This is a genomic window from Actinomadura citrea (assembly GCF_013409045.1).
GTDB classification, from domain to species: domain Bacteria; phylum Actinomycetota; class Actinomycetes; order Streptosporangiales; family Streptosporangiaceae; genus Spirillospora; species Spirillospora citrea.
Window position 1 is genome coordinate 8112499 of record NZ_JACCBT010000001.1, and the last position, 22883, is coordinate 8135381.

A 22883-nucleotide genomic window follows, 5' to 3' on the forward strand; every position below is an offset into this window, starting at 1 on the left:
CCCAAACCCCCGAACAGGCTGCTGACCCGCCCCCGCTCCGCCCCAGTCCCCGGTTAGCGCGCTTCACCGCGCCGGTAGCGGAGTCCGTTGGCGGCGGGCATGCGGAGGCGCTGGCTGGCCAGGGCCAGGACGAGCAGCGTCGTCAGGTGCGGCGTGAAGGAGACCAGCTCGCCGGGGACGATGTCGCTCAGCAGGAACCACGCCAGCAGCGCGGCGGCCGCGACCAGCGACAGCACCGAGCCGACGACGGCGGCGCGCATGTCGCGGCGGTGCGCCACGTCCAGCGCCGCCTGCGGGGACAGGCGGTTCGCGCGGACGCCCTGCCAGACGGCCACGCCGATCAGCAGGATCGCCACGAACAGCAGCAGCGCGTGCACCGACTGGCCGCCGCCGCGCACGTTCATCGCGTCGGTGTAGCCGAACAGCAGCGAGCCCGCGGCGAGGCCGCCCGGGCGCCAGTTGCCGAAGATCATGGCGGCGAGGCCGATGAAGCCGCGGCCGTTGGTCTGGCCGTCCTGGTAGAACGGCGCGGCGACGGTGACGAGGAACGCGCCCGCCAGGCCCGCGAACCCGCCCGAGATCATCACGGCCGCGTACTTCATCCGGTAGACCTGCACGCCGAGCGACTCGGCCGCGTACGGGTCCTCGCCGCACGAGCGGATCCGCAGCCCGAACGCCGTCCGCCACAGCACGAAGAAGCTGGCCGGGACGAGCAGCAGCGCCACCAGCGTCAGCAGCGACATGTCGCTGGTCAGGCCGCGCACGATGCCCGCGAGGTCCGACACCAGGAACCAGTGGTGCTTCTCCAGCGAGCCGAGCCAGTCGGGGCTCTGCCAGCCGCCGATCTTGCCGCCGGACAGCACCGGGAGCGTCAGCGTCTGGACCGGATCGACGGGGGGCGACTGCCGGGGGCCGCCGCCGAGCGCCTTCGCCTCGCCCTTGTCGAAGATCAGCCCGGCGAGGAACTGGGTGAGCCCCAGCCCGAGGATGTTGATCGCGACGCCGGACACGATGTGGTCGACGCCGAACGACACGGTCGCGACGGCGTGCAGCAGCCCGCCGAGCGCGCCGCCGATGATCCCGGCGAGGACGCCGATCCACGGGCCCCACTGGAAGCCGGCCCAGGCGCCCGTCCAGGTGCCGAGGATCATCATGCCCTCAAGGCCGATGTTGATCACGCCGGACCGCTCGGACCACAGCCCGCCGAGGCCGGCCAGGAAGATCGGCACGGCGAGGCGCAGCGCGGCGCTGACGGTCCCGCTGGAGGTCACCGGGTCGGCGTCGTCGATCACCCGGACCAGCGACAGCAGCACCAGCAGGCCGGACGCGATGAGCAGGTAGTGCGGCCAGCGCAGCCGGCGCTTGCCGTTCGCGGCCTTCCTGGCGGGGGCCGTCTCGGTGGCGGTGCTCATGAGGCACTCCCAGCGGCCTCGCGGGCCAGGTCGTGGCCGGTGGCCAGCTCGGCGGCGACGGCCCGCTGCTGCCGCCGGATCTCCCAGCGCCGGACGAGCTCGTACACGATGACGACGGTCAGCACGACCACGCCCTGCATGACCCCGACGATCTCCTTCGGCACGTCGACCTCCTGGAGGACGTCGGAGGTCTGGTCGAGGAACGCGAACAGCAGCGCGGCGAGCGCGATGCCGGCCGGATGGTTGCGGCCGAGCAGCGCGACCGTGATGCCGGTGAAGCCGAGACCGGCCGGGAAGTTCAGCGAGTACTCGTAGGACGCGCCGAGCAGCTCCGGCATGCCGATCAGGCCCGCCACCACGCCTGACGCGACCATCGTGTAGACGATCATGCGGCGGGCGTTGACGCCGCTGGCCTGCGCCGCCGACGGCGACAGCCCCGACACCTTCAGGTCGAACCCGAACCTCGTGTGGTTGATGACGACCCAGAACACGACGCCGACCAGGATCGCCAGCGGCAGCAGCCCGTACACGTCGCCGGGCAGGTCGATGCCGATCGAGGACAGGAGGCCGTTCAGGCCGCCGACCCGTCCCGACTCGGGGATCTGCGGCGTCGCGACGTTGTTGCTGCCCGGCCGCACCTCGGCGAGCCGCTTGTCGTTCAGCAGGTAGGCGATCAGGCCGGTCGCGATCGCGTTCAGCATGATCGTGGACAGCACCTCGCTGACCCCGCGGGTCACCTTCAGCACGCCCGCGATCGCCGCCCACAGCCCGCCGACCACCATCGCCGCGATGATCGTCAGCATCTGGCCGAGCGGGGCGGGCAGGGCCAGCGCGCCACCGAGCGCGGCGGCGAGGAACGCGGCGAGCCGGTACTGGCCGTCCACGCCGATGTTCAGCAGCGCCATCCGGAACCCGATCGCCACGGCCACGGCCGACAGGTAGTAGCGGGTGGCGCGGTTGAGGATGTCGACGATCGAGTTCTCGGTCGTGCCGTAGTCGACCATGCTCTGGATCGAGCTGACCGGGTCGGCGCCGGTGATCCGCAGCAGGATCATCGTGATGCCGAGGGAGATCAGCAGCGCCAGCACCGGCGCGCCGATCTTCAGGCCGAGACCCCGCGGGCCGAGACCGCGCAGCATCGCCTTCCACGACGGCACCGTCTCCGGCTCCACCGGACCGGACGCCTTCGCGTCGGGCGCCTCCGCACCGGACGGCTCGGATTCGGGGGCCTCGCCCGGCCGGGGCGCGGGGACGTCCGCCGGCGGCGCCGCGCCCGCGGGCTCGCCGCCCGACGGCCTCTCACCCGACGGCTTGTCACCCTGCGGCGCCGTGCCCGCCGGCTCGCCGCCCGCGGGCTCCTCGCCCGCCGGGTCCAGGTCCTTGCGCTCGTCGCTCATGCGGGCGCTCCGGCGCCGGTCATGGCGGAGCCGAGCTCCTCGGGGGTGACGGTCCGCGGATCGACCTCCGCGACCAGCCGTCCCCGCAGGATCACGTGCAGGGTGTCGGACATACCGATGAGTTCCTCAAGATCGGCGCTGATCAGCAGCACGGCCAGCCCGTCCGCGCGGGCCTGCCGCAGGTACTCCCAGATGGCGGCCTGGGCGCCGACGTCGATGCCGCGCGTCGGATGCGCCGCGATCAGCAGCCGCGGGTCGCCGGACATCTCCCGCCCGACGATGAGCTTCTGCTGGTTGCCGCCCGACAGCGCGGCGGCGGGCACGTCGATCCCCGGCGTCCGCACGTCGTAGGCCTGGACGATCCGGGTGGTGTCGCGGCGGGCGCCGCGCCGGTCGACCCACGGGCCGCGCACGTTCGGGGGCCGGGTCTGGTGGCCCAGCATGCGGTTCTCCCAGAGGGTCCCCTCCAGGATGAGCCCGTGCCGGTGCCGGTCCTCGGGGATGTAGGCGATGCCGGCCTCGCGGCGCCGCCGCGTCGCCCACGAGGTGATGTCCTCGCCGCCGTGGCCGATGGTCCCGGCGTCGGCGCCGCGGATCCCCATGATCGCTTCGATGAGCTCGGTCTGCCCGTTGCCCTCGACCCCGGCCAGCCCGACGATCTCGCCGCGGCGGATGCGCAGCGACACGCCGTCCACCACGGGCCGGCCCTCGGGGGTCAGCACGGTGAGCCCGGCCACGTCCAGCTGGACGTCCTCGGTGACGGTCGACTCGCGCAGCTCCGGGACGGGCAGCTCGGACCCGACCATCAGCTCGGCCAGCCGCCGGGACGTCACCTCCCGGGGATCGAGCCGGGTCGCGACCGTCGTGCCGCGCCGGATCACCGAGATCGTGTCGGCGACGGTCAGCACCTCGTCCAGCTTGTGCGAGATGAACAGCACGGTCAGGCCCTCGGCGCGCAGCTCGCGCAGGTTGCCGAACAGCTCCTCGACCTCCTGCGGGACGAGCACCGCGGTCGGCTCGTCCAGGATGAGCACGCGGGCGCCGCGGTAGAGCACCTTGAGGATCTCCACGCGCTGCCGCTCGCCGACGCCGAGCGTCTCGACCAGCACGTCGGGGTCGACGCGCAGCCCGTACGCCCGCGACATCTCCTTGATCTTGGCGCGCGCGGCGGCGAAGTCGATGCGGCCGCGCCGCCGGCCCCTGGCGCGGGGCTCGGCGCCGAGGATCACGTTCTCCAGGACGGTGAGGTTGTCGGCCAGCTTGAAGTGCTGGTGCACCATGCCGATGCCGCGGGCGATCGCGTCGGCCGGCGTCCGGAAGGCCACCTGCTCGCCGTCGACCTCGATGGCGCCCTCGTCCGGCCGCTGCATCCCGTAAAGGATCTTCATCAGCGTGGACTTGCCGGCGCCGTTCTCACCGCAGAGCGCGTGCACCTCACCGCGCTCGATGGTGAGGTTGATGTCGCGGTTGGCCACCACTCCGGGGAACCGCTTGGTGATCGATGTCAGCCGCACGGCCGGCACCTGGTCAGGCACGAGTGCCCCTCCTCCTGCCTAGAACGAGAGAGGACTGGACCGGGAAACGTGCCGCCGCACCGGGGCGCCACCTCGCGGTGGCGCCCCGGTGCGGCGCTTGCGGCCGGCGGAACCGGCCGGCACGTCGCCGCACGGGAGCGGGCTCCCGTGCCCCGGCCGCGATGTCAGGCCTTGGTCGGAACGGTGATCTTGCCGCTGACGATGTCGGCCTTCAGTTCGTCCAGCTTGGCCTTGATGTCGTCGACGTTGCCGCCGGAGGTGGCGTAGCCGATGCCGTCGTTGCTCAGGTTGTACTGCGTGGTGCCGGCCTTGAAGGTGCCCTTGGCGACGCTCTCGACGAAGTCGTAGACCGCGACGTCCACGTGCTTCTCCATCGACGTCAGGATCTGGGCCTTCACCCCGGCGACCGCGGGCTGGTTGTACTGGTCGGAGTCGACGCCGATCGCCCACTTCTTGGCCGCGCCGACCGTCTTGATGACGCCGATGCCCGCGCCGCCCGCCGCGTGGTAGATCACGTCGGCGTTCTCGTCGAGCTGGCCCTTGGCCGCCTCGTTGCCGAGGCCGGCGTCCTTGAAGCCGTTGAAGTTCGGAGGCTGCGTGAGGTACTTGGCGGGCAGCACCTTGATGCCCGGCTTGGCCTTCTTCGCGCCCGCCTGGTACCCGGCGAAGAACTTGTTGATCAGCGGGACGTTGACGCCGCCGATGAACCCGATCGTGCCGGTCTTGGACTTCAGCGCGGCCGCGGCGCCGACCAGGTAGGACCCCTGCTCCTCGGAGAAGCAGGCGCCGCTGACGTTCGCGCCCTCGACCTTGCACTGGTCGGCGTCGACGACGAGGAACTTGGTGTTCGGGAAGTCCTTGGCGACCTTGTTGATCGAGGCCGTGTAGGCGAAGCCGACGCCGATGACCGGGTTGTAGCCCTTGTTGGCCAGCAGCCGCAGGCGCGACTCCTTGTCGGAGTCCGGCTCGTCCGGCTTGGCGGAGATCTCCTCGGTCTTGACGTCCAGGTCCTTCTTGGCCTTGTCGAGGCCCGCGGCGGCCGAGTCGTTGAAGGACTGGTCACCGCGGCCGCCGATGTCGAAGGCCAGACCGATCTTGAGGGTCTTCTTGCCGTCGTCGCCGTCACCGCTGTCGGCCTTCTTGCCACCGCACGCGGAAGCGCTGAGCGTCAGCGCCGCACCCGTCACGGTGACGAGCGTTATCTTCAGTCCACGGCGCAAGGTAGCGCTCCTTCCGTTCCCCACCCACGGTCCGGTGACCGATCCGGTCACCGAAATCGTTGGGACGCTACCTCGCGAATGCGGGCAAACTTCCCGCTTGCACGGTTTCGCAACAGGTCCGTTACCAATGCGTACGCATATCGCCACAGGTCAGCGCCGCCATGGACGGCGCTGACCGGCACGCGAAGCCCTCGTGCGCGGGCGTCCGAGAGGAGGGAGAGCGACAGGCCGGGTGATCACCCCTGGTGATCAAACCCGGCCGACGGGGGGCTAGGCCAGCGCGACCCCCTCGATCGACTCGGCGTCGCCGGGACGGCCGCCGTCCCACAGCGCGGTCAGCGCGGTGGCGCTCAGCACCTTCATGCCGACGGCGATGCACCGCTCGTCGACGTCGAAGTCGCCGCGGTGGAGGTCGTACTCGCCGGGCGAGCCGGGGGTGCGGACGCCGAGCCGGGCGAGAGCGCCGGGGATCGACTCCAGGTACCAGCCGAAGTCCTCGCCGCCGAGGCTCTGCGGGGTCGGCACGACGCCGTCCTCGTCCATGACCTGGGCGGCGGCGTCGCGGAACATCTGCACGCTGGCCGCCTCGTTCACGGTCGGCGGGACGCCCCGGACGTAGTCCAGCGACGCCTCCACGTCGTAGGCGGCGGCGACCGACTGCAGCAGCGCCTTCATCATCTCCGGCGCCCGGTGCCACGCCTCGTCGTCCAGGCAGCGGACGGTGCCCTCGGCGATCCCGTCGTCGGGGATGGCGTTGGCGACGGACCCGGCCGAGACGCGCCCCCACACCAGCGACAGGCTGGAACGCGGGTCGACACGCCGCGACAGCGCGGACGGCAGCTCAGTGACGATCTTGGCGAGCGCGTAGACCAGGTCGGCGGTCAGGTGCGGCCGGGCGGTGTGCCCGCCGGGCCCGGTGACCTTCACGTAGACCTTGTCGCAGGCCGCGGTGATCGGGCCGGTGCGCAGCCCGAGCTGGCCGACCTCGATGCGGGGGTCGCAGTGCAGCGCGAACGCGCGGTCGACGCCCGCGATGCCGCCGGCGGCCATCACGTCCAGCGCGCCGCCCGGCGTCTCCTCGGCGGGCTGGAACAGCAGCCGGACACGGCCGGGCAGCAGCCCCGCCTCCGCCTGCTGGGCCAGGAACAGGCCCGCGCCCAGCACCATCGTGGTGTGCACGTCGTGGCCGCACGCGTGCGCGACGCCGGGGACGGTCGACCGGTAGGCGACGCCCTCCTTCTCGTCCTGGAGCGGGAGCGCGTCGATGTCGGCCCGCAGCGCCACGGTCGTGCCGTCGGCGGGGCCGATGTCGCAGAACAGCCCGGTGCCCTTCGGCAGGATCACCGGCTCCAGGCCGGCCGCGCGGAGCCGCTCGGCGAGCCTGCGGGTCGTGCGGTGCTCGGCGTAGCCGAGCTCGGGGTGCATGTGCAGGTCGCGGCGGAACTCGATCAGCTCGGCCTCGTGCCCGGCGAGGAACGCGTCGAGCTGCGGCTGCAGCACGGCGCCGCCGAGCACCGCCGGGACGCCGGACACCACGTGGGCGCCGGTCGCCGCGGGGACGCCGGCGGCCGCGGCGGAGGCGTCCCGCCGCTGCACGGCGCCCTCGGCGTCGCGCGGTGCGGGCCCGCCGGGCGGCACGGCGTTCGCTCCGGCGGCGCCGGGGACGGCGCCGCGGTCCTCCCGGCCCTCGGGACCTTCATGTCCCGGGGCGGCGGGTGGTTCAAGGCCGGGCATCACCCCGGGTCCCGAATGTGTCATGTGCGCCCCCTGCGCGATGGCGGGGCCGAACGGCGCCCGCCGGGTGATGTTCTCGTTGGTGGAAGCGGTGTGGTTCTCGGGTCTGCTCGCGGGCTCGGTGCTCGCGGGCTCGGCGTTCGCGGGGTTCCCGGTGCGGTCCGGTTGCTCAGGCTCCGGCATGTGCGACCTCCCCCAGTGTGACGAACCTGTCCTCCGCGAGCTCGGCGATCGCCGCGTCGACGATGTTCTCCAGCGTCCCGCCGCCGGCGCGGATCGCGCGCTGGCGCTCGTACGGGGCGCCGTGTTCCAGCACCTCGCCGGCGACCTTGAGCTCCTCGGCGCAGCCGAGCCGGTCGGCGACCGGCTCCAGCTCCCTGATCAGCTCGTACAGGTCGTCGCGGAGCGGAGCGGTGTTCCCCGTGTCATCGGTGATCACGATGGCGTCGAGCCCGTATCTGGTGGCGCGCCACTTGTTGTCGCGCACCACCCAGGCGGCCGGCCGCGGCAGTGTGTACCCGCGGTCCATCTGCTGCTCGAACAGCGTGACGAGGCTCTGGCACAGAGCGGCGGCCATCCCCACCTCACGCAGCGTGGGAATCCCGTCGAACATCCTGATCTCGACGGTGCCGAAGTCAGGATGCGGCCGGATGTCCCACCAGACCTCCTTGATGCTCCTTATGGTTCCGGAACGCATCAGCGTGTCCATGTAATCCTCGAAGGCCGCCCAGTCGTCTAGCAAGTGGGGCGGCCCGGCCGTGGGCATCTGGCCGAACACGACCGCCCGGCAGGACGCGAGGCCGGTGTCGCTGCCGCTCCAGAACGGGCTGGACGCGGTGAGCGCGAGGAAGTGCGGAAGGTAGGACGAGAGCGCGTTGACGATCGGGATCGCCTTGGCGCCGTCGGAGATGCCGACGTGGACGTGAACGCCGAACGTCTGGATGCGCCGGGCCAGCCACTGCATCTCCTCGATCAGCTGGGCGTAGCGCCCCATGGGCGCCATCACCGCCTCGCGCCAGTCGCTGATCGGGTGGGTGCCCGTGCAGGCCAGGGCGAGGCCGCGGTCGGCGGCGGCGGTGCGCAGGGCGGTCAGGGTGCCGGACAGGTCGGCCTTGGCCTCACCCACGGTGTCGCTGATCCCGGTCACCACCTCGATGGTGGACTCCATCAGTTCGTGCCGGACGCGGGGGTTGTCGCCGTCCTCGCTGAGCCAAGGCAGCGCGGCGAGCACCTCGCGCGCGTCCTGCCGCAGGTGCCTGGTCTCCGCATCGACGAGCTGGATCTCCCACTCGACGCCCAGCGTCGACCCGTGCGATGCGTTGAAGTCAATGGCCACGGCCAACCTCCGTCCACAATCCTTGCAGGTCGTTGCGTGGCACGTGGCGCAATTCAGCCAGCGGGTCCCTAAGCCTGGACAAGCGCCGGTCCAGGTCACGTGTTCGTTCCATGATGGCGTCCGTGCCCGCCCCCTGCCGGGCGTCCATGCCCTTTGCGGATCAATTGACTCATGCGAGCCGTCGGATGGGGGGCGGACGCCCTACTTTTCGGTCATCGATCTCGGCCTGCGCACCACTAGATCGAACTAGTCAGTCCGTCCCAAAATACCGTCAGCCCGTCTCAAAATCCCGTCCATGACGGATGGTAACCGATCGGCCCCGCCCCATACGTACCGTGATATGACCGCTGCGCCCTCTGTCACGTCCGTCGCCTCTGTCGCGTCCGTCGCCTCCGTCCCGCGCTTGCCGGATTCGCGATCGGGTACCTCTTCGCCGGATAGGTCGCCTAGTCTTCGGGGGGAGTCATGGGCATTGGGCGCCTGCGCGCCGGGAGCGACCGCGCTCCCATGGGATTGAGGAGCGTCGGGAGCTTGCCAGGACAGCGACGAGGGCCGGCCGGCGTCCGCCGCGCCCTGACGTTGATCACCGTGCCGGTCACGGCCGCCTCGCTGGCGGCGGCCCCCGCCTTCGCCGCCGCCCCGGCCGGCGCGGCCCGCGCCGGAGGTCCCCCGGGCGCGGGAGCGCGCGCCGAGGCGTCGCCCGCCGCGTCGCCGTCCGCGCAGACCGTGGGCGGGCCCCGGCTCGCGAGCCACGGCGTCGTCGCGGGCACCGCCCCGGGCGTCCCGGCCCCGCCGAAGATCAAGGCGGCCTCGTACCTGATCGCGGACGCCGACACCGGCCAGGTCCTGGCCGCCAAGGACCCGCACGGGCACTACCTGCCCGCCAGCACCCTCAAGACCCTCACCGCGCTGACGCTCGTCCCGAAGCTGGACCCGAACCGGCTCGTCCGGCCGTCCCAGAAGGCGTGCGACACCGAGGGCACCAAGGTCGGGCTGACCCCGAAGATGCAGTACAAGGTCTCCGACCTGTTCCACGCGCTGCTGATGATGTCGGCCAACGACGCGGCGGTGACGCTGGCCGAGGCCGACGGCGGGATGCGCAGGACCCTCGCCGACATGAACGCCGAGGCCAGGCGGATCAACGCGCGCGACACGCTCGCCGGGTCCCCCAACGGGCTGGACAAGGACCTCGGGCTGAACGTCCGGACGCAGCACACCTCGGCCTACGACCTCGCGCTCATCCTGCGCGAGGGCATGAAGAACCCCGAGTACCGCGCCTACATGCAGGCGATCGACTTCCAGTTCCCGGCGCCCCCGACCAAGAAGGAGCGCAAGAAGGGCAAGAAGGTCGGCGGGTATCCGATCCACACGCACAACCACATGCTTCCGGGCGAGCGGCTGGCCTACCCCGGGATGCTCGGCGGCAAGAACGGCTACACGATCGCCGCCGAGCAGACCTTCGTCGCCCAGGCGCGCCGCGGCGGGCACACGATCGTGATCTCGCTGATGCGGGCCGACATGCCGCCGTCGGCCTACGCGACCAAGCTGCTGAACTGGGGCTTCGCCGCCCGCGGCAAGGTCCAGCCGGTGGGCGCGCTCGTCCCGCCCGGCGACATCGAGCAGACGCGCAAGAACGGCGGCTCGGGCGTGCTGCCCGACGCGCCGCTCGCCTCCGACGACTCGTCCCGCATGTGGCTGCTCGTCGGCGGCGGCACGGTGGGCGCCCTGCTCGCGATCGCGGTGCTGTTCGTGGTGCTGCGCCGCAGGCGGCGCCTGGAGGCGGCCCGCTTCCGCGGCGACCGGTAAAGCTTTCTCCCACCCCTTCCCACGGGCCTGGCACCCCCGCGACCGGCGGGCTTACGCTCGCGGTGGCGCCGGTGATCGCGTCACCGCCGGGGGACGGCGCCGCGGGGAGGAAATTCGCCATGTCCGACTTGTATGTCCCCATGCCCGGCGCCCCCTCCCTCGCACCGGAACCGCCGGCGACGTACGAGCATCCGAACGTGACGCTCCTGAAGGAGGGCTACACGGCCTTCGCCAAGGGCGACGTGGACCACATCCGCGGACTGCTCGCCGACGACGTCGTGCACCGCGTCCCCGGGCGCGGGCCCATCTGCGGCGAGTACCGGACGCCCGAGGAGGTCCTGGGCTTCTACGTCCGGCTGTTCGAGCTGTCCGGCGGGACGTTCCATACCGAGCCCTACTCCGTCATGGCCAACGACGAGCACGGCGCGGCCCTCGTGCAGACCTACGCCGAGCGCCCCGGCCGGATCCTGGACGGCCGCGCCGTCGACCTGTTCCGCATCCGCGACGGAAAGATCACAGAGATCCGGACCCTGGCCGAAGACCAGTACGCCGACGACGCCTTCTGGTCCTGAGCGGCCTTCTCATCCCGTCCCTGCCGCCGGCTGCCGAGCCTGGGCCGGCTTCCCGGTCTCGACCGGTTTCTCGTCTTCCACCGGCTTTCCGGCCTCGATCGGTTTCTCGTGGCGGCCCGGCTCACCTCGGCGGTCCGGGCGCTCGTCCTGTAACGGGTTCTCGTCCTCGCCCGGCTTCTCGTCCTCGCCCGGCTTCTCGTGCTCGCCCGGCTTCTCGCCGGCGCGTTCCTGGAGTGCCTCGACCTCCGCTCGGTCGGCGCTGTTCTCCGGGTTGGCGGCGTCGGCGGTGAGGACGACGCGGCGCGTGGCCGTCCAGGCGGCGACGAACAGGGCGAACCGGGTCGCGACGTTGATCCACACCATCAGTCCGACCAGGACGGCGAACGTGCCGTAGACGGGGTTCTGCGTCGTCCGCCCGACGAGGAACGCCGCGATCTGCTTGAGGATCTCGAAACCGACCGCGCCGAAGACCGCGCCCCGGATGATCCGGCGCCAGGGCGCCCGGGTGCCGGACAGCCGGGTGAACAGCACCAGGAAGACCACGGTGTCGAAGAAGATGGCGCAGGCGAGGGACAGCAGCCGCAGCCCGGTCCCGGCGCCGGGGACGTCCTCCAGGCCGAGCCAGCCGAGGACGGTGTGGGTGGCGGACGTCGTGACCGTCGTGACCGCCATGCCGCAGACCAGGATCAGGCCGAGGAACACCAGCACGGACGCGTCCCAGAGCCGCTTCAGGAAGAAGTTGCCGCCGCCGCCCGGCTCGTTGCCCCAGATGTCGCGCAGGGACTCGCGCAGCACCTGCACCCAGCCGATCCCGGTGAACAGCAGCGCGACCAGCCCGAGGACGCCGACGGCGGTCTTGGACTGGGCGATCTGCTCGACGTCCAGCTGGCCCGCGAGGCCCGGCAGCTGCGAGTTGATCGCCCGGACGAAGTAGGCGCGGGCCTCGTCGCTGACCCCGACGAGATAGCCCATCAGCGCGTACGCGAGCGCCATCAGCGGGAAGAACGACAGGAACGCGTAGCTGGTGAGGGCGGCCGCGAGCCGGTCGCCGCGGCGTTCCTGGTACCGCTCGAACGCGCGCGCCTGGTGGTCGAACCACGGAGATCTTTCCCGGGAGCGTCGCAGCAGGGCCTTCCCGTCGCCGAACAGGGACTCGCTCCGTCGTCGGACCCTGCCGATCACCTGCCGCATGCACGCAACGTACCCAACGCGGGCCACTCGATGCCGCAGACGGTAATCGAACGGTCAACGCAGCGTCTTGTGGCGCCGCTCACCATGGACGGCTCAGCCGGGCACGGGCCCGCCGCGGTCGCCGCCTGGGGACGGTACGGCGCCGTCCCCGAAGATGAAGTCGCACTGCGGGCGCCACACGCCGTCCCGCCCGTGCTCGTACAGGGAGAAGCCCCACGCCTCGAAGTCGGCGCTGTAGCCGGAGAGCTCCTTGAACGCCTGGTCCATGACGCTCTCGGGGAGGTGGTGGGCGATGGTGACGTGCGGGTGGTAGGGGAAGGGCAGCGGCCGGGCGAGCGGACCCGACAGGACCTTCGCCTGAACCCGCTCACAACCACCGATGCCTTCGGCGAGTGCCACGAACACGACCGGCGACACCGGGCGGAACGTTCCGCTGCCTCGCAACCTGATCGGGAACGGGGTCTCGGTACTCGCGACGTCGCGCAGATGATCCTCGACGGCGTCGATCTCGGACTCGGGGATCTCGGTCGGCGGCAGCAGCGTGATGTGCGTCGGGATCGCGTGCGCGAGCGGGTCGCCGAACGAGGCGCGCCGCGCCTGGAGGAAGGCTCCGTACGGGTCGGGGATGGGGATGGCGACGCCGATCGTGCGCACGCCGCCGTCCCCGCCGGGGGTCACGCCCCCGGCGGCGGAGGGCGCCCTCCCGGGGCCCTCCGCGTCGAGAGCGGGGTCGTCAGCGACCACGTCCCACGAATCCCACCCGCTCGCGCACGGTCTCCATCGTCGCGGTGGCGACCCTGGAGGCGCGCTCGGCGCCGAGCGCGAGCACCCGGTCGAGCCGCTCCTCGTCGTCCAGCAGCTTGAGGGTGCGCTCCCTGATCGGCGTGAACGTGTCGAGGACGACCTGCGCGAGGTCCTTCTTGAACTGCCCGTACCCCGAGCCCGCGTAGCGGCTCTCCAGGTCGGGGACGGAGACGCCCTCCAGCGCGGAGAAGATCCGCAGGAGGTTGGTGACGCCGGCCTTCTTCTCCTCGTCGTAGACGACCTCGGAGCCGGTGTCGGTGACCGCGCGCATGATCTTCTTGCGCATCGGGCCGGGCTCCTCCAGCACGTCGATGATCCCCTGCGGCGAGGACGCCGACTTGCTCATCTTGGCGTCCGGCTCCTGCAGGTCGGTGATCTTCGCGGCGCCCTCGGGGATGTGCGCGTCCGGCAGGACGAACGTGTCGCCGAACCGGTGGTTGAACCGCTGCGCGAGGGTGCGGGTCAGCTCCAGGTGCTGCCGCTGGTCCTCGCCGACGGGGACGCGCAGCGCCCGGCCGCCCTCGGCGGTGGGGTCGGGCGAGTAGAGCAGGATGTCGGCGGCCTGCAGGACCGGGTAGGTGAACAGCCCGACGCTCGTCCCGCCGGTGCCCTGCTTGGACGACTTGTCCTTGAACTGCGTCATCCGCTGGGCCTCGCCGAACCCGGTGAGGCAGCCGAGCACCCAGGCCAGTTCGGCGTGCTCGGGGACGTGGCTCTGCACGAACACCGTGGCGCGCTCGGGGTCCAGGCCCATCGCGAGGAGCTGGGCGACGGCGACCTTGGTCCGGCGGCGCAGCAGCGCGGGGTCGTGCTCGACGGTGATCGCGTGCAGGTCCACCACGCAGTAGAAGGCGTCATGGGTGTCCTGCATCGAGACCCACTGCCGGAGCGCCCCCAGATAGTTGCCGAGGTGGAACGAGTCGGCGGTGGGCTGGATGCCGGACAGCACGCGCGGCGGTGCCGCGGCCGTTCCGGCGGACGCTTCGGGGCTGGGCGCTTCGGGCATGTGCACGGACCGATTCTCTCAGGTGTCACTTGAGGCTTCGCCGCCGGTGGCCTGCCGGGTGCCGGAGCCGGCGGCGGCGTCGCCGATCGTCGCCCGCGGGGTCGCGGACGGCGTGCCGGGCGGCGCCGGTGCGGCCTGCGGCGACGCTCGCGGCATGACGCGCACGCGGGCCACCCGCCGGCCCTCCATCCGGGCCACCGCGAGCCGGCGTCCGCCGGCCTCCACCGAGTCGCCCTCCGCGGGCACGCGGCGCAGCATCGCCATGATGTGCCCGGCGACCGTCTCGTACGGCCCGGCCGGCAGCCGGATGCCGGTCTCGGCGGCGAAGTCGTCCAGGTTGAGCAGGCCGTCGACCTCGACCACCCCGCCGTGCAGGCGCCGTGCCTGCGCGTCCTGAACATCATATTCGTCGCGGATGTCGCCGATGAGCTCCTCCAGGAGGTCCTCCAGCGTGACGATGCCGGCGACACCGCCGTACTCGTCCATGACGATCGCCAGGTGGCAGCCCTCGCGGCGCATCTCCGACAGCGCCGGCAGCACCCGCTTGGAGGACGGCAGGAACTTCACCGGACGCACCAGATCGCCCACCGGGCCGTCGCCCCGGAGATCCCGGGCGGACCCGTCCGGCAGGACGGGCGCCAGCAGGTCGCGGATGTGCACGAAGCCGATCACCTCGTCGTGGGAGTCGCGGCAGACGGGGAACCGCGAGTGCGGGCTGCCCGCGGCGATCCGCGCGGCGGCGGTCAGCGGGAGCGAGGCGTCCAGGAACTCCACCTCGGTGCGCGGGACGAGGACCTCGCGCAGTGGCCGCTCCCCCGCCGCGAACACCTCCCCGATCAGTGTCCGCTCGTCCGCGGTGAGCTGCGTGTTCTGCGCGACCAGCGCCCGCATCCGCTCCGCGGTGAGCTCCTCGCGGAGCGCGCCCGGGTCGCCGCCCGACAGCCGCACGACGAGGTGGGTCGAGCTCGACAGCAGCCACACCAGGGGGCGGGCGAGCGCTCCCGCGGGCCCCACGGGCGGCTGGGACGGCGTCCGGTCCATGGGTTCAGCCTTCCCCGTTCGGCGTTCCGGATAGCCTGGGCGGACCCCATAGCCTGGACACATCCCGTCGTCCCAGACCCTCGTCGTGGAGGTCCGTCAGTGAAGCTGCTCGTCACCGGAGGAGCCGGCTATGTCGGCAGCGTCGTCTCCGCTCTGCTGCTGGAGGCGGGGCACGAGGTCGTCGTCCTGGACGATCTGTCCACCGGGCACGCGGACGCGGTGCCCGAGGGCGCGCGTCTGGTGCGCGGCACCCTGCGCGACGCGGCGCCGGAGGTGCTCGGCGGCGCCGGGTTCGACGCCGTGCTGCACTTCGCGGCCCGCTCGCTCGTCGGGGAGTCCGTCGAGAAGCCCGGTCTGTACTGGGACAAGAACCTCGGCGAGTCCCTCGCCCTGCTGGAGGCGATGCGCGTCGCGGGCGTGCCGCGGATCGTGTTCTCCTCGACCGCCGCGACCTACGGCGAGCCGGAGTCGACGCCGATCCTGGAGACCGACCCGACCCGTCCGACCAACCCCTACGGGGCGTCCAAGCTGGCGATCGACACGGCCCTCACCGAGTACGCGCGGCTGCACGGCATCGGCGGGGTGTCGCTGCGGTACTTCAACGTGGCGGGCGCCTACGGGCGCCTCGGCGAGCGGCACACGGTCGAGACCCACCTGATTCCGAACGTGCTGAGGATCGCGCAGGGCGGCGGCGACGCCGTGAAGATGTTCGGCGACGACTACCCGACGCCGGACGGCACCTGCGTCCGCGACTACATCCACGTGACCGACCTCGGCCGCGCCCACCTGCTCGCGCTGGACGCCTGCGAGCCCGGCCGCCACGAGATCTTCAACCTGGGCAGCGGCACCGGCAACTCCGTCCGCGAGGTCGTCGAGGTCTGCCGCGAGGTCACCGGCCGCGACATCCCCGCCGAGGTGGCACCGCGCCGCCCCGGCGATCCGGCCGTGCTGGTCGCCTCCTCGGAGAAGATCCAGGAGCGGCTCGGCTGGAAGCCCGAACGCGATCTGCGCACCATGGTCGGCGACGCGTGGACCTTCCTGCGCTCCCGATGACCGGCGCGCTCGGCCAGAGCTTCGCCGAGGCTTTCGGGCGGGCCCCGCAGGGCGTGTGGCACGCGCCGGGCCGGGTCAACCTGATCGGCGAGCACACCGACTACAACGACGGCTTCGTCCTGCCGTTCGCGCTCCCGCGCGGCGTCTCGGTCGCCGCCGCCCGCCGCGACGACGGCGTGGTGGAGGTCCGCTCGCTGCAGGCCGCCGGCACCGTCACCGCGCCCGTGGACGGCGGGACGGTCGCCTCCGAGCACTGGCCCGCCGACCAGGAGTGGGCCGCGTACCCGGTCGGCGTCGCGCGCGTGCTGCGCGAGCACGGGACGGGCGGCGCGTCCCTGCTGATCGACTCCGACCTCCCGCAGGGCGCGGGCCTCTCCTCGTCCGCCGCCCTGGAATGCGCGACCGCGCTGGCGCTGTGCGACCTGCACGGCGTGGAGATCGACCGTCCCGCGCTGGCCCGGCTGGCGCAGCGCGCCGAGAACGAGCAGGTCGGCATGCCGTGCGGCCTCATGGACCAGTCGGCGTCCCTGCTGTGCACGCCCGGCCGCGCGCTGATGCTCGACTGCCGCAGCGGACTGTCGTCGCAGGTCCCGTTCGACCCGGCGGCCTCGGGCATGGTCCTGCTGGTGGTCGACACGCGGGCCTCGCACGCGCTGACGGGCGGCGACTACGGCCGCCGCCGCGCGGAGTGCGAGGAGGCCGCGTCCCTTCTCGGCGTCGACGCCCTGCGCGACGTCAAGGACCTCGCCGCCGCCCTGGCAGCGCTGCGCGACCCCGTCCTGCGCCGCCGCGTCCAGCACGTCGTCACCGAGAACCACCGCGTCGAGGCCGCCGTCGGGCTGCTGCGCGCCGGCGCCCTCCCCGAGCTCGGCGCCATGCTGAACGCCTCGCACCTGTCCCTGCGCGACCAGTTCGAGGTCTCCTGGCCCGAGGCCGACGCCACCGTCGACGCCGCCGTGCGCGCGGGCGCCCGGGGCGGCCGCATGGTGGGCGGCGGCTTCGGCGGCTCCGCCATCGTCCTCGCCCCGGCCGCGCGCGCCCAGAAGGTGCGGGACGCGGTCACGGCCGCCTACGCCAGGCGCGGCTGGACGCCCCCCGAGTTCCTGGAGGCGCCCCCCTCCGAGGGCGCCCACCGCGTCAGTTGAGGGCTGACCTCAGGTCGTCGTGGAGGCGGGTGGCCTCCTCGGCGGCGCCGGTCTCGTCCAGGGTGGTGAAGCCGTCGGCGGCGGCCGAGGCGTGTGCGACGGCCTCGGGGAGGCGGCCGGCCTGGGCGAGGATGCGGGCCTGGTCGTAGGAGACGAGGGCGGTCTCCCAGACGCGGGCGGGCTCGTTGTCCGGTGGGAGCCCGGCCAGGGCCGCACGGGCCGTGTCCATGACGGCGACGGCCTCGTCGGCGTCGCCGCTCCAGAGCAGGCACATCGCGGCGCGGCGGCGGGTGCGGACCACCCCGTAGGGGTCGCCCGCCTTCTCGTTGGCCTCGGCGGCCTCGGCGAACCGGGCCGCGGCCAGGGCGTCCCTGTCGAGGGCGGTCAGCACGCCCCCGGCCTCCTCCAGGAAGTGCGCGACGGCGTCGTGCCGGCCGTCCCGCGCGGCGTCCTCGGCGAGGTCGGCGAACGTCGCGGCGGCGTCCTCCTCGCCCATCTCCTTCTGCGCGTGCGCGAGGACCAGGCGGCAGCGCCGGGCTGCGTCGCCGTCCAGACCGGGCAGCGCCTCCTCGGCGGCCTCGGCGGCCTCCAGGTGGCGGCCCGCGGCCAGGTACGCGGCGGCGAGGTCCACGCGGAGGTGGACGGCCTGCTCGTGCATGCCCTCGGCCGTCCAGGCCGCGATGGCCTCCGCGAGGTCGGCGACGGCGTCGGCCGGCCGGTCGGCCGCGAGGAGGGCCAGGCCGCGGTCGCAGTGCGCCGCCGCGCGCATCGGCGACGGGGGCAGCACGGCGACCACCTCGTCGAGCAGGGCGAGCGCCTCCTCGTCCGGGCCGGTCTCGCGGCGGGACAGGATGCGGGCGAGCAGCAGGCCGGGCGAGGCGACCGTCTCCGGCTCGCCGGAGGCGCGCGCCGTGTCGGCGGAACGGCGCAGCGCCGCCGCCGCCCCGTCCGTGTCGCCGGTCAGCAGGAGCGCCCGCCCCTGGAGGAACCACAGCTCACCGGCGCGGTCGGGCGCGTCGTCCGGGTCGACCCGGTCCAGCGCCGCGAGGGCCTCGGCCGGCTGCTCCAGCCCGAGCCGCGCGGTGGCGAGGCGGAGCAGCGCGGCCGTGGCGTCGCCGTCCTCCCCCGGATGCGCGGTGAGGTACTCGGCGGACGCGGTCACCTGCTCCAGGCCGTCCTCGTCGCCGAGGTCGACGCGCATCGCGCCGAGGCGGCCGAGCGCGCGGTGCCGGCGCGTCTCGTCGCCCAGCTCCGCGTACAGCCGGGACGCCTCCTCCCAGCAACGCGCGGCGCCCTCGCCGTCGCCCTCGACGGCGAGTTCGACGCCCCGGCCGTCCAGGCGGCGGGCCTTCTGGAGGGGCGTCGGCTCGGTGGTCCCGGCGACGGCGTCGAACCGCCGGAAGGCCGCCAGCATGCCGGGCAGGTCGCCGTCCCCGCGGCGCCGCTCCACCAGGTCGAGCAGTTCGCCGAGATCGTCCACGGACGCGAGATCGTCTTCGGGGGCCGAGTCCCCGCGCGGGGCGGGCGCGGGCGCCGGACGGCGGTGGTGGGCGGCGAGCGGCAGGAAGTCGACGACCGGCTCGGCCTCCAGCGTGGCGCGTACCAGGTCGCCCTGGTGGGACGTGCCGTTGCGGGCGTCGAACCGGGCCGCCAGCGCCGTCGCGCGTCCGGCCAGTTCGGCGCGGAGCTCGGGCAGCGGCACGTCCGCCGCCGGGCGGTCGTCCGCCGCCGGGCGGCGGAGGGTCGCCGCGCCGTGACCGGCCGCCTCGACCATCCGCAGCAGCGAGGCCGCCGCGGCCGAGAACTCCATGTCGGCGTGCGCGCTCGGGGCCCGGTCGAGCCAGCCGAGATGCCGCTGCAAGATCTCCAGGCCGCGCGCCCCGTTGCCCGTGACCGCGCAGAACACCAGGTGCTCGGCGATGTCGCCGAGATCGGCGAGGCGCGCCCGGTGCACCCGGTAGGCGCGGCGGTGCGCGCCGGCGGCCTCCTCAAGGCGGCCCATGCGCAGGTACACCGGCAGCAGCGCCGTCTGGATCGACTGCGGCTGCTCGTTGCAGGACAGCTGCGCGCTCAGCACCGGCGCGGCGATCTCGAACGCCTCCTCGTGCCGTCCGGCCTCGACCAGGTGGCGGGCCATGCCGGTCGGGTCGCAGCCCTCGCAGTCGGACAGCTCGTCCCGCTCGGCCGCGCGCCACTTCACGAACCACTCGTGCGCCGAGCCGTCGCCGATGTGCCGCGCCACCACGTTGCGGTAGTGGTACACCGCCTGGAGGCTGTGCCCGCCCGCCCTGTAGCGCCGCTCCATGTCGTCCAGGACGGCGTAGGCCCGGTCCAGCGGGATCTCCGGGAACGAGGTCAGGGAGCTGACCACCGCCTTCATCTGCCACAGCAGGCTGTGCGTCTCGTCGAACCGGGCGGGGTCGCGGTCGTGGTCGGCCAGCGTGCGGCTGAACGTCGCGAACGCCTTCACGGGCTCGCCGCCGTACCGGTAGGCGTCGGTCAGCCTGACCCGCACGTGGAACGCCAGCACCTCGTCGCCGGCCGCCTCGGCGCGGCGCAGCGCGTCCTCGATCAGGACGGTGCGGGCCTCCCCGTAGGGCAGCTCCTGCGACCGCGCCATCAGCGCGTAGACGTCATCCGTGGTCATCAGGGCCCTCCGGGGAGTGGACGGCCCACTCCAGCAGGCCGATGAAGGAACGGTTCAGGACCGCCGTGTCGACGGGCCGCAGCGGATGGTGGCCGAGCAGCAGCGCCTGCCCGTACAGGGCCTGGACGGCCGCCTCGACCGGCCCGCCGTCACCGAGCGAGGTGACGCGCCGGGCCAGCGGGTTGCGGTAGTTGAGCACCAGCTGGGGACGGTCGGCGCTCGTGGTGGCGCCGACCGCGCCGAGCACGTCCGCCCACAGCTCGGCCGCCTCCTCCCGCGCACGCGCCAGCTCCTCGCGGAACTGCGCGTCCCGGCTCGTCAGGTAGAGCGCGGGCAGCGACGCGGGATCGAAGTCGCGGACGACGACCTCGCAGCCGAGCCGCTCCACCGCCCGCTGCGCCGCCGCCAGGAACGGCCGCAGCGCCAGCTCCGCCGCCGGGTCGAGGACGCCGAACGTCGTGGTCAGCTCGGCCGCGTCCAGCCGCGCGAGCCGGATGTCCGGGTCCAGGTCCGGCAGCCGCTCGATGATCTCGGTGTCGTGGACGTAGCCGCCGTTGACCAGGCCCACGCCCTGGGCGCCCGCGACGGCCGCGAGCCGCCGGAACTCGTCCACGTCCGCGGTGAACCGGCCGTCCGGGTGGCGGCGGCGGAACTCGTGCAGGGTCATCGGCCCGGAGGACGTCTCGTACTCCAGCCACCGGTCGACGATCCGCAGCATGTCGTCGTCGTGCAGGGCCATCGCCTTGACGCCGAGCTGGTGCAGCCGGAGGAACGCGCGCAGCCGCGCCGGGTCGGTCTCGGCGAGCTTCACCAGCCATTGCCGCAGCACCTCGCCGAGGCCGTGCCGCGTCGATTCGAGCAGCTCGTCCTCGTACAGGGCCTCGCGGCTCGCGGTGGGCCGCAGTTCCCCCGCGTCCACGACGCAGCGCGCGAAGAACGCCCAGTCGGGAAGGAGCCCCTCGACGTGCTCGGCCAACAGCATCCGCTTCAGGTAGACGCGGTGCGCGGCGCGCGCGGACGGCGAAACCGGCTCGGGCAGGACGAACGCGACGCCCGTCAGCCCGGCCTCCGGCAGGTCGAGGTCCACGACGTCGAACGGGGTGAACCCGCAGGCCTCCTCGCAGTACCGCTCCAGCGCCCGCCTGCGGTCGGCGGGATCGCGGTAGGACGCCCGCCACGGCGGTCCGTCGCCGGTGACGGCGACGCCGTCCACGACCAGCTCGACCGGGAGGAGCGACCCGTACGAGGCGGCCAGCTCGGCGACGACCGGGGGGCTCAGCAGCTCCGACGCGCCCGGCCGCGCCCGCAGCGTCACCGTCGTGCCCGGCTCGTCCCGCTCGCCGGGCTCGACCCGGTAGCTGCCCTCGGAGCGTCCCGTCCACCGGACGGCGCCGCCGCCCCGCGCGGACCGCGTCACGACCTCGATCTCGTCCGCGACGAGGAACGCCGACAGCAGCCCGATCCCGAACTGGCCGAGGAAGTCGTGGCGCGCGAAGCCCAGCTCGTCCCGCTTGGACGACCGCCCGATCGTCGCCAGCAGCGTGTGCACCTCGTCCTCGGTCAGGCCCACGCCGTCGTCGTGGACGCGCAGGACGCCGCCGCCCGTCTCGATCTCGACGCGGCCGCCGGCGCCGCGCGCCGTGATCGCGTCCACCGCGTTCTGCAGCAGCTCCCGCAGGTAGACGCGCGGGCTCGCGTAGAGATGGCGGCTCAGCAGGTCCACCACGCCCCGCAGGTCCACCTGGAACGCCTGTTCGGCCACCGGCACGCCTCCCCCGATCACTTTTAGAGCGATCACACCCTAGCGACCGATACCGACGCCTTCAGAATATTTGTCCGCAGATCATTCTGTCCGCAGCGGCTCCGCCGCGGTCCCGGACCCGCCCGGGCCGGGACGCGGACGAGCCCCGGACCAGGTGCGGTCCGGGGCTCGTAACGCACGCCCGCTCAGGGGCTCGCTCAGGTGCGGGCTCAGATGAGGCCGAGCTTGCGGACAGCCTCGCGCTCCTCCGACAGCTCCGCGACGGACGCGTCGATCCGGGCGCGGGAGAAGTCGTCGATCTCCAGGCCCTGGACGATCTCCCACTCGCCGTTCCCGGTGGTGACCGGGAAGGAGGAGATCAGGCCCTCGGGGACGCCGTAGGAGCCGTCCGACACGACCGCCATGGACGTCCAGTCGCCGTCGGCGGTGCCGTTCACCCAGGTGTGCACGTGGTCGATCGCGGCGGACGCGGCCGACGCCGCCGACGACGCGCCCCGCGCCTCGATGATCGCGGCGCCGCGCTTGGCGACGGTCGGGATGAAGTCGTTCTCCAGCCAGGCCTGGTCGTTCACCGTCTCGGCGGCGTTCCGGCCGGCGATCTCGGCGTGGAACACGTCCGGGTACTGCGTGGCGGAGTGGTTGCCCCAGATCGTCATCTTCCGGATGTCGGCCACCGAGGCGCCCGCCTTCTTCGACAGCTGCGCGAGGGCGCGGTTGTGGTCCAGGCGCGTCATCGCGGTGAACCGCTCGGCCGGGACGTCCGGCGCGTGCTGCTGCGCGATCAGCGCGTTGGTGTTCGCCGGGTTGCCGACCACCAGGATCCTGACGTCGTCGGCGGCACCGGCGTTGATCGCCTCGCCCTGCGGCTTGAAGATGCCGCCGTTGGCCTCCAGCAGGTCGCCGCGCTCCATGCCCTTCGTGCGCGGGCGGGCGCCGACCAGCAGCGCGACGTTCGTCCCCTCGAACGCCCGGCCGGCGTCGTCGAAGATGTCGATGCCGGACAGCAGCGGGAACGCGCAGTCGTCCAGTTCCATCGCGGTGCCCTCGGCGGCCTTCACCGCCTGCGGAATCTCCAGCAGGCGCAGGCGTACGGGCACGTCGGCGCCGAGGAGGTGCCCGGACGCGATGCGGAACAGCAGCGCGTAGCCGATCTGGCCTGCGGCGCCGGTAACGGTAACGGTGACTGGGGTGCGAGTCATGCGTCCTTCTCCTGCTGTGACCT

At 73.0% G+C, this 22883-nt stretch carries 17 protein-coding genes; 4 read left to right on the forward strand and 13 right to left on the reverse strand.

The features are described 5' to 3' along the window. Nucleotides 1-53: 53 nt before the first annotated feature. From BJ999_RS37070 to BJ999_RS37095, 6 genes are all read right to left on the reverse strand, one after another. The gene (locus BJ999_RS37070) at nt 54-1412 is read right to left on the reverse strand and encodes an ABC transporter permease (protein ID WP_179837564.1); all 1359 of its coding nucleotides are present in this window, start codon (nt 1410-1412) and stop codon (nt 54-56) included. After that, the gene (locus BJ999_RS37075) at nt 1409-2809 is read right to left on the reverse strand and encodes an ABC transporter permease (protein WP_229810494.1); all 1401 of its coding nucleotides are present in this window, start codon (nt 2807-2809) and stop codon (nt 1409-1411) included. Before BJ999_RS37075 ends, BJ999_RS37070 begins: the two co-directional genes overlap by 4 nt. Continuing rightward, nucleotides 2806-4344 carry an ABC transporter ATP-binding protein gene (locus BJ999_RS37080; protein WP_179837565.1) on the reverse strand — a complete coding sequence of 513 codons (1539 nt, stop codon included), beginning with the start codon at nt 4342-4344 and terminating at the stop codon, nt 2806-2808. The genes BJ999_RS37075 and BJ999_RS37080 overlap by 4 nt, the downstream gene beginning before the upstream one ends. A 164-nt stretch (nt 4345-4508) precedes the next feature. Further along, nucleotides 4509-5564 (reverse strand): BMP family lipoprotein, encoded by a 1056-nt coding sequence (locus BJ999_RS37085; protein ID WP_179837566.1) that lies wholly within the window; start codon nt 5562-5564, stop codon nt 4509-4511. Between the two features lie 270 nt (nt 5565-5834). After that, nucleotides 5835-7097, reverse strand: a complete 1263-nt coding sequence (locus tag BJ999_RS37090; RefSeq protein ID WP_179839070.1) for a M20 family metallopeptidase — start codon at nt 7095-7097, stop codon at nt 5835-5837. Nucleotides 7098-7467: 370 nt separating this feature from the next. Further along, a complete protein-coding gene (locus BJ999_RS37095) occupies nt 7468-8634 on the reverse strand; it encodes a glutamate--cysteine ligase (protein ID WP_179837567.1) in 1167 nt (388 codons plus the stop codon). A 531-nt stretch (nt 8635-9165) separates the two neighbouring features. Between BJ999_RS37095 and BJ999_RS37100 the strand changes: the two genes are divergently transcribed. Then, a complete protein-coding gene (locus BJ999_RS37100; RefSeq protein ID WP_229810495.1) occupies nt 9166-10440 on the forward strand; it encodes a D-alanyl-D-alanine carboxypeptidase family protein in 1275 nt (424 codons plus the stop codon). Between the two features lie 119 nt (nt 10441-10559). Then, nucleotides 10560-11012: a nuclear transport factor 2 family protein gene (locus BJ999_RS37105; RefSeq protein WP_179837568.1), complete on the forward strand. Its 453-nt coding sequence runs from the start codon at nt 10560-10562 to the stop codon at nt 11010-11012. Between the two features lie 9 nt (nt 11013-11021). On the opposite strand, the gene BJ999_RS37110 is transcribed toward BJ999_RS37105, so the two are convergent. The 4 genes from BJ999_RS37110 to BJ999_RS37125 form a co-directional block, all read right to left on the reverse strand. Continuing rightward, nucleotides 11022-12203 (reverse strand): YihY/virulence factor BrkB family protein, encoded by a 1182-nt coding sequence (locus BJ999_RS37110; RefSeq protein ID WP_179837569.1) that lies wholly within the window; start codon nt 12201-12203, stop codon nt 11022-11024. Between the two features lie 93 nt (nt 12204-12296). Next, entirely contained in the window at nt 12297-12947 is a 651-nt protein-coding gene (locus BJ999_RS37115) for a 2'-5' RNA ligase family protein (protein WP_229810496.1), read from the reverse strand. Next, the gene (gene trpS, locus BJ999_RS37120; protein WP_179839073.1) at nt 12937-14013 is read right to left on the reverse strand and encodes a tryptophan--tRNA ligase; all 1077 of its coding nucleotides are present in this window, start codon (nt 14011-14013) and stop codon (nt 12937-12939) included. The genes BJ999_RS37115 and trpS overlap by 11 nt, the downstream gene beginning before the upstream one ends. A gap of 18 nt (nt 14014-14031) precedes the next feature. Beyond that, nucleotides 14032-15054, reverse strand: a complete 1023-nt coding sequence (locus BJ999_RS37125; RefSeq protein WP_229810497.1) for a hemolysin family protein — start codon at nt 15052-15054, stop codon at nt 14032-14034. Between the two features lie 99 nt (nt 15055-15153). Here BJ999_RS37125 and galE point away from each other — a divergent pair, with 99 nt between their 5' ends. Both galE and galK read left to right on the forward strand, forming a co-directional pair. After that, nucleotides 15154-16107, forward strand: coding sequence for a UDP-glucose 4-epimerase GalE (gene galE, locus BJ999_RS37130; protein ID WP_179837571.1), 954 nt, complete (start codon nt 15154-15156; stop codon nt 16105-16107). After that, the gene (gene galK / locus BJ999_RS37135; protein ID WP_179839074.1) at nt 16104-17252 is read left to right on the forward strand and encodes a galactokinase; all 1149 of its coding nucleotides are present in this window, start codon (nt 16104-16106) and stop codon (nt 17250-17252) included. Before galE ends, galK begins: the two co-directional genes overlap by 4 nt. Here galK and BJ999_RS37140 read toward each other — a convergent pair. From BJ999_RS37140 to BJ999_RS37150, 3 genes are all read right to left on the reverse strand, one after another. Continuing rightward, the gene (locus BJ999_RS37140; protein ID WP_179837572.1) at nt 17245-19899 is read right to left on the reverse strand and encodes a hypothetical protein; all 2655 of its coding nucleotides are present in this window, start codon (nt 19897-19899) and stop codon (nt 17245-17247) included. The genes galK and BJ999_RS37140 overlap by 8 nt on opposite strands. Further along, the gene (locus BJ999_RS37145; RefSeq protein WP_179837573.1) at nt 19886-21661 is read right to left on the reverse strand and encodes an HSP90 family protein; all 1776 of its coding nucleotides are present in this window, start codon (nt 21659-21661) and stop codon (nt 19886-19888) included. The genes BJ999_RS37140 and BJ999_RS37145 overlap by 14 nt, the downstream gene beginning before the upstream one ends. Nucleotides 21662-21870: 209 nt before the next feature. Continuing rightward, nucleotides 21871-22860 carry a malate dehydrogenase gene (locus BJ999_RS37150; protein WP_179837574.1) on the reverse strand — a complete coding sequence of 330 codons (990 nt, stop codon included), beginning with the start codon at nt 22858-22860 and terminating at the stop codon, nt 21871-21873. Between the last annotated feature and the right edge of the window lie 23 nt (nt 22861-22883).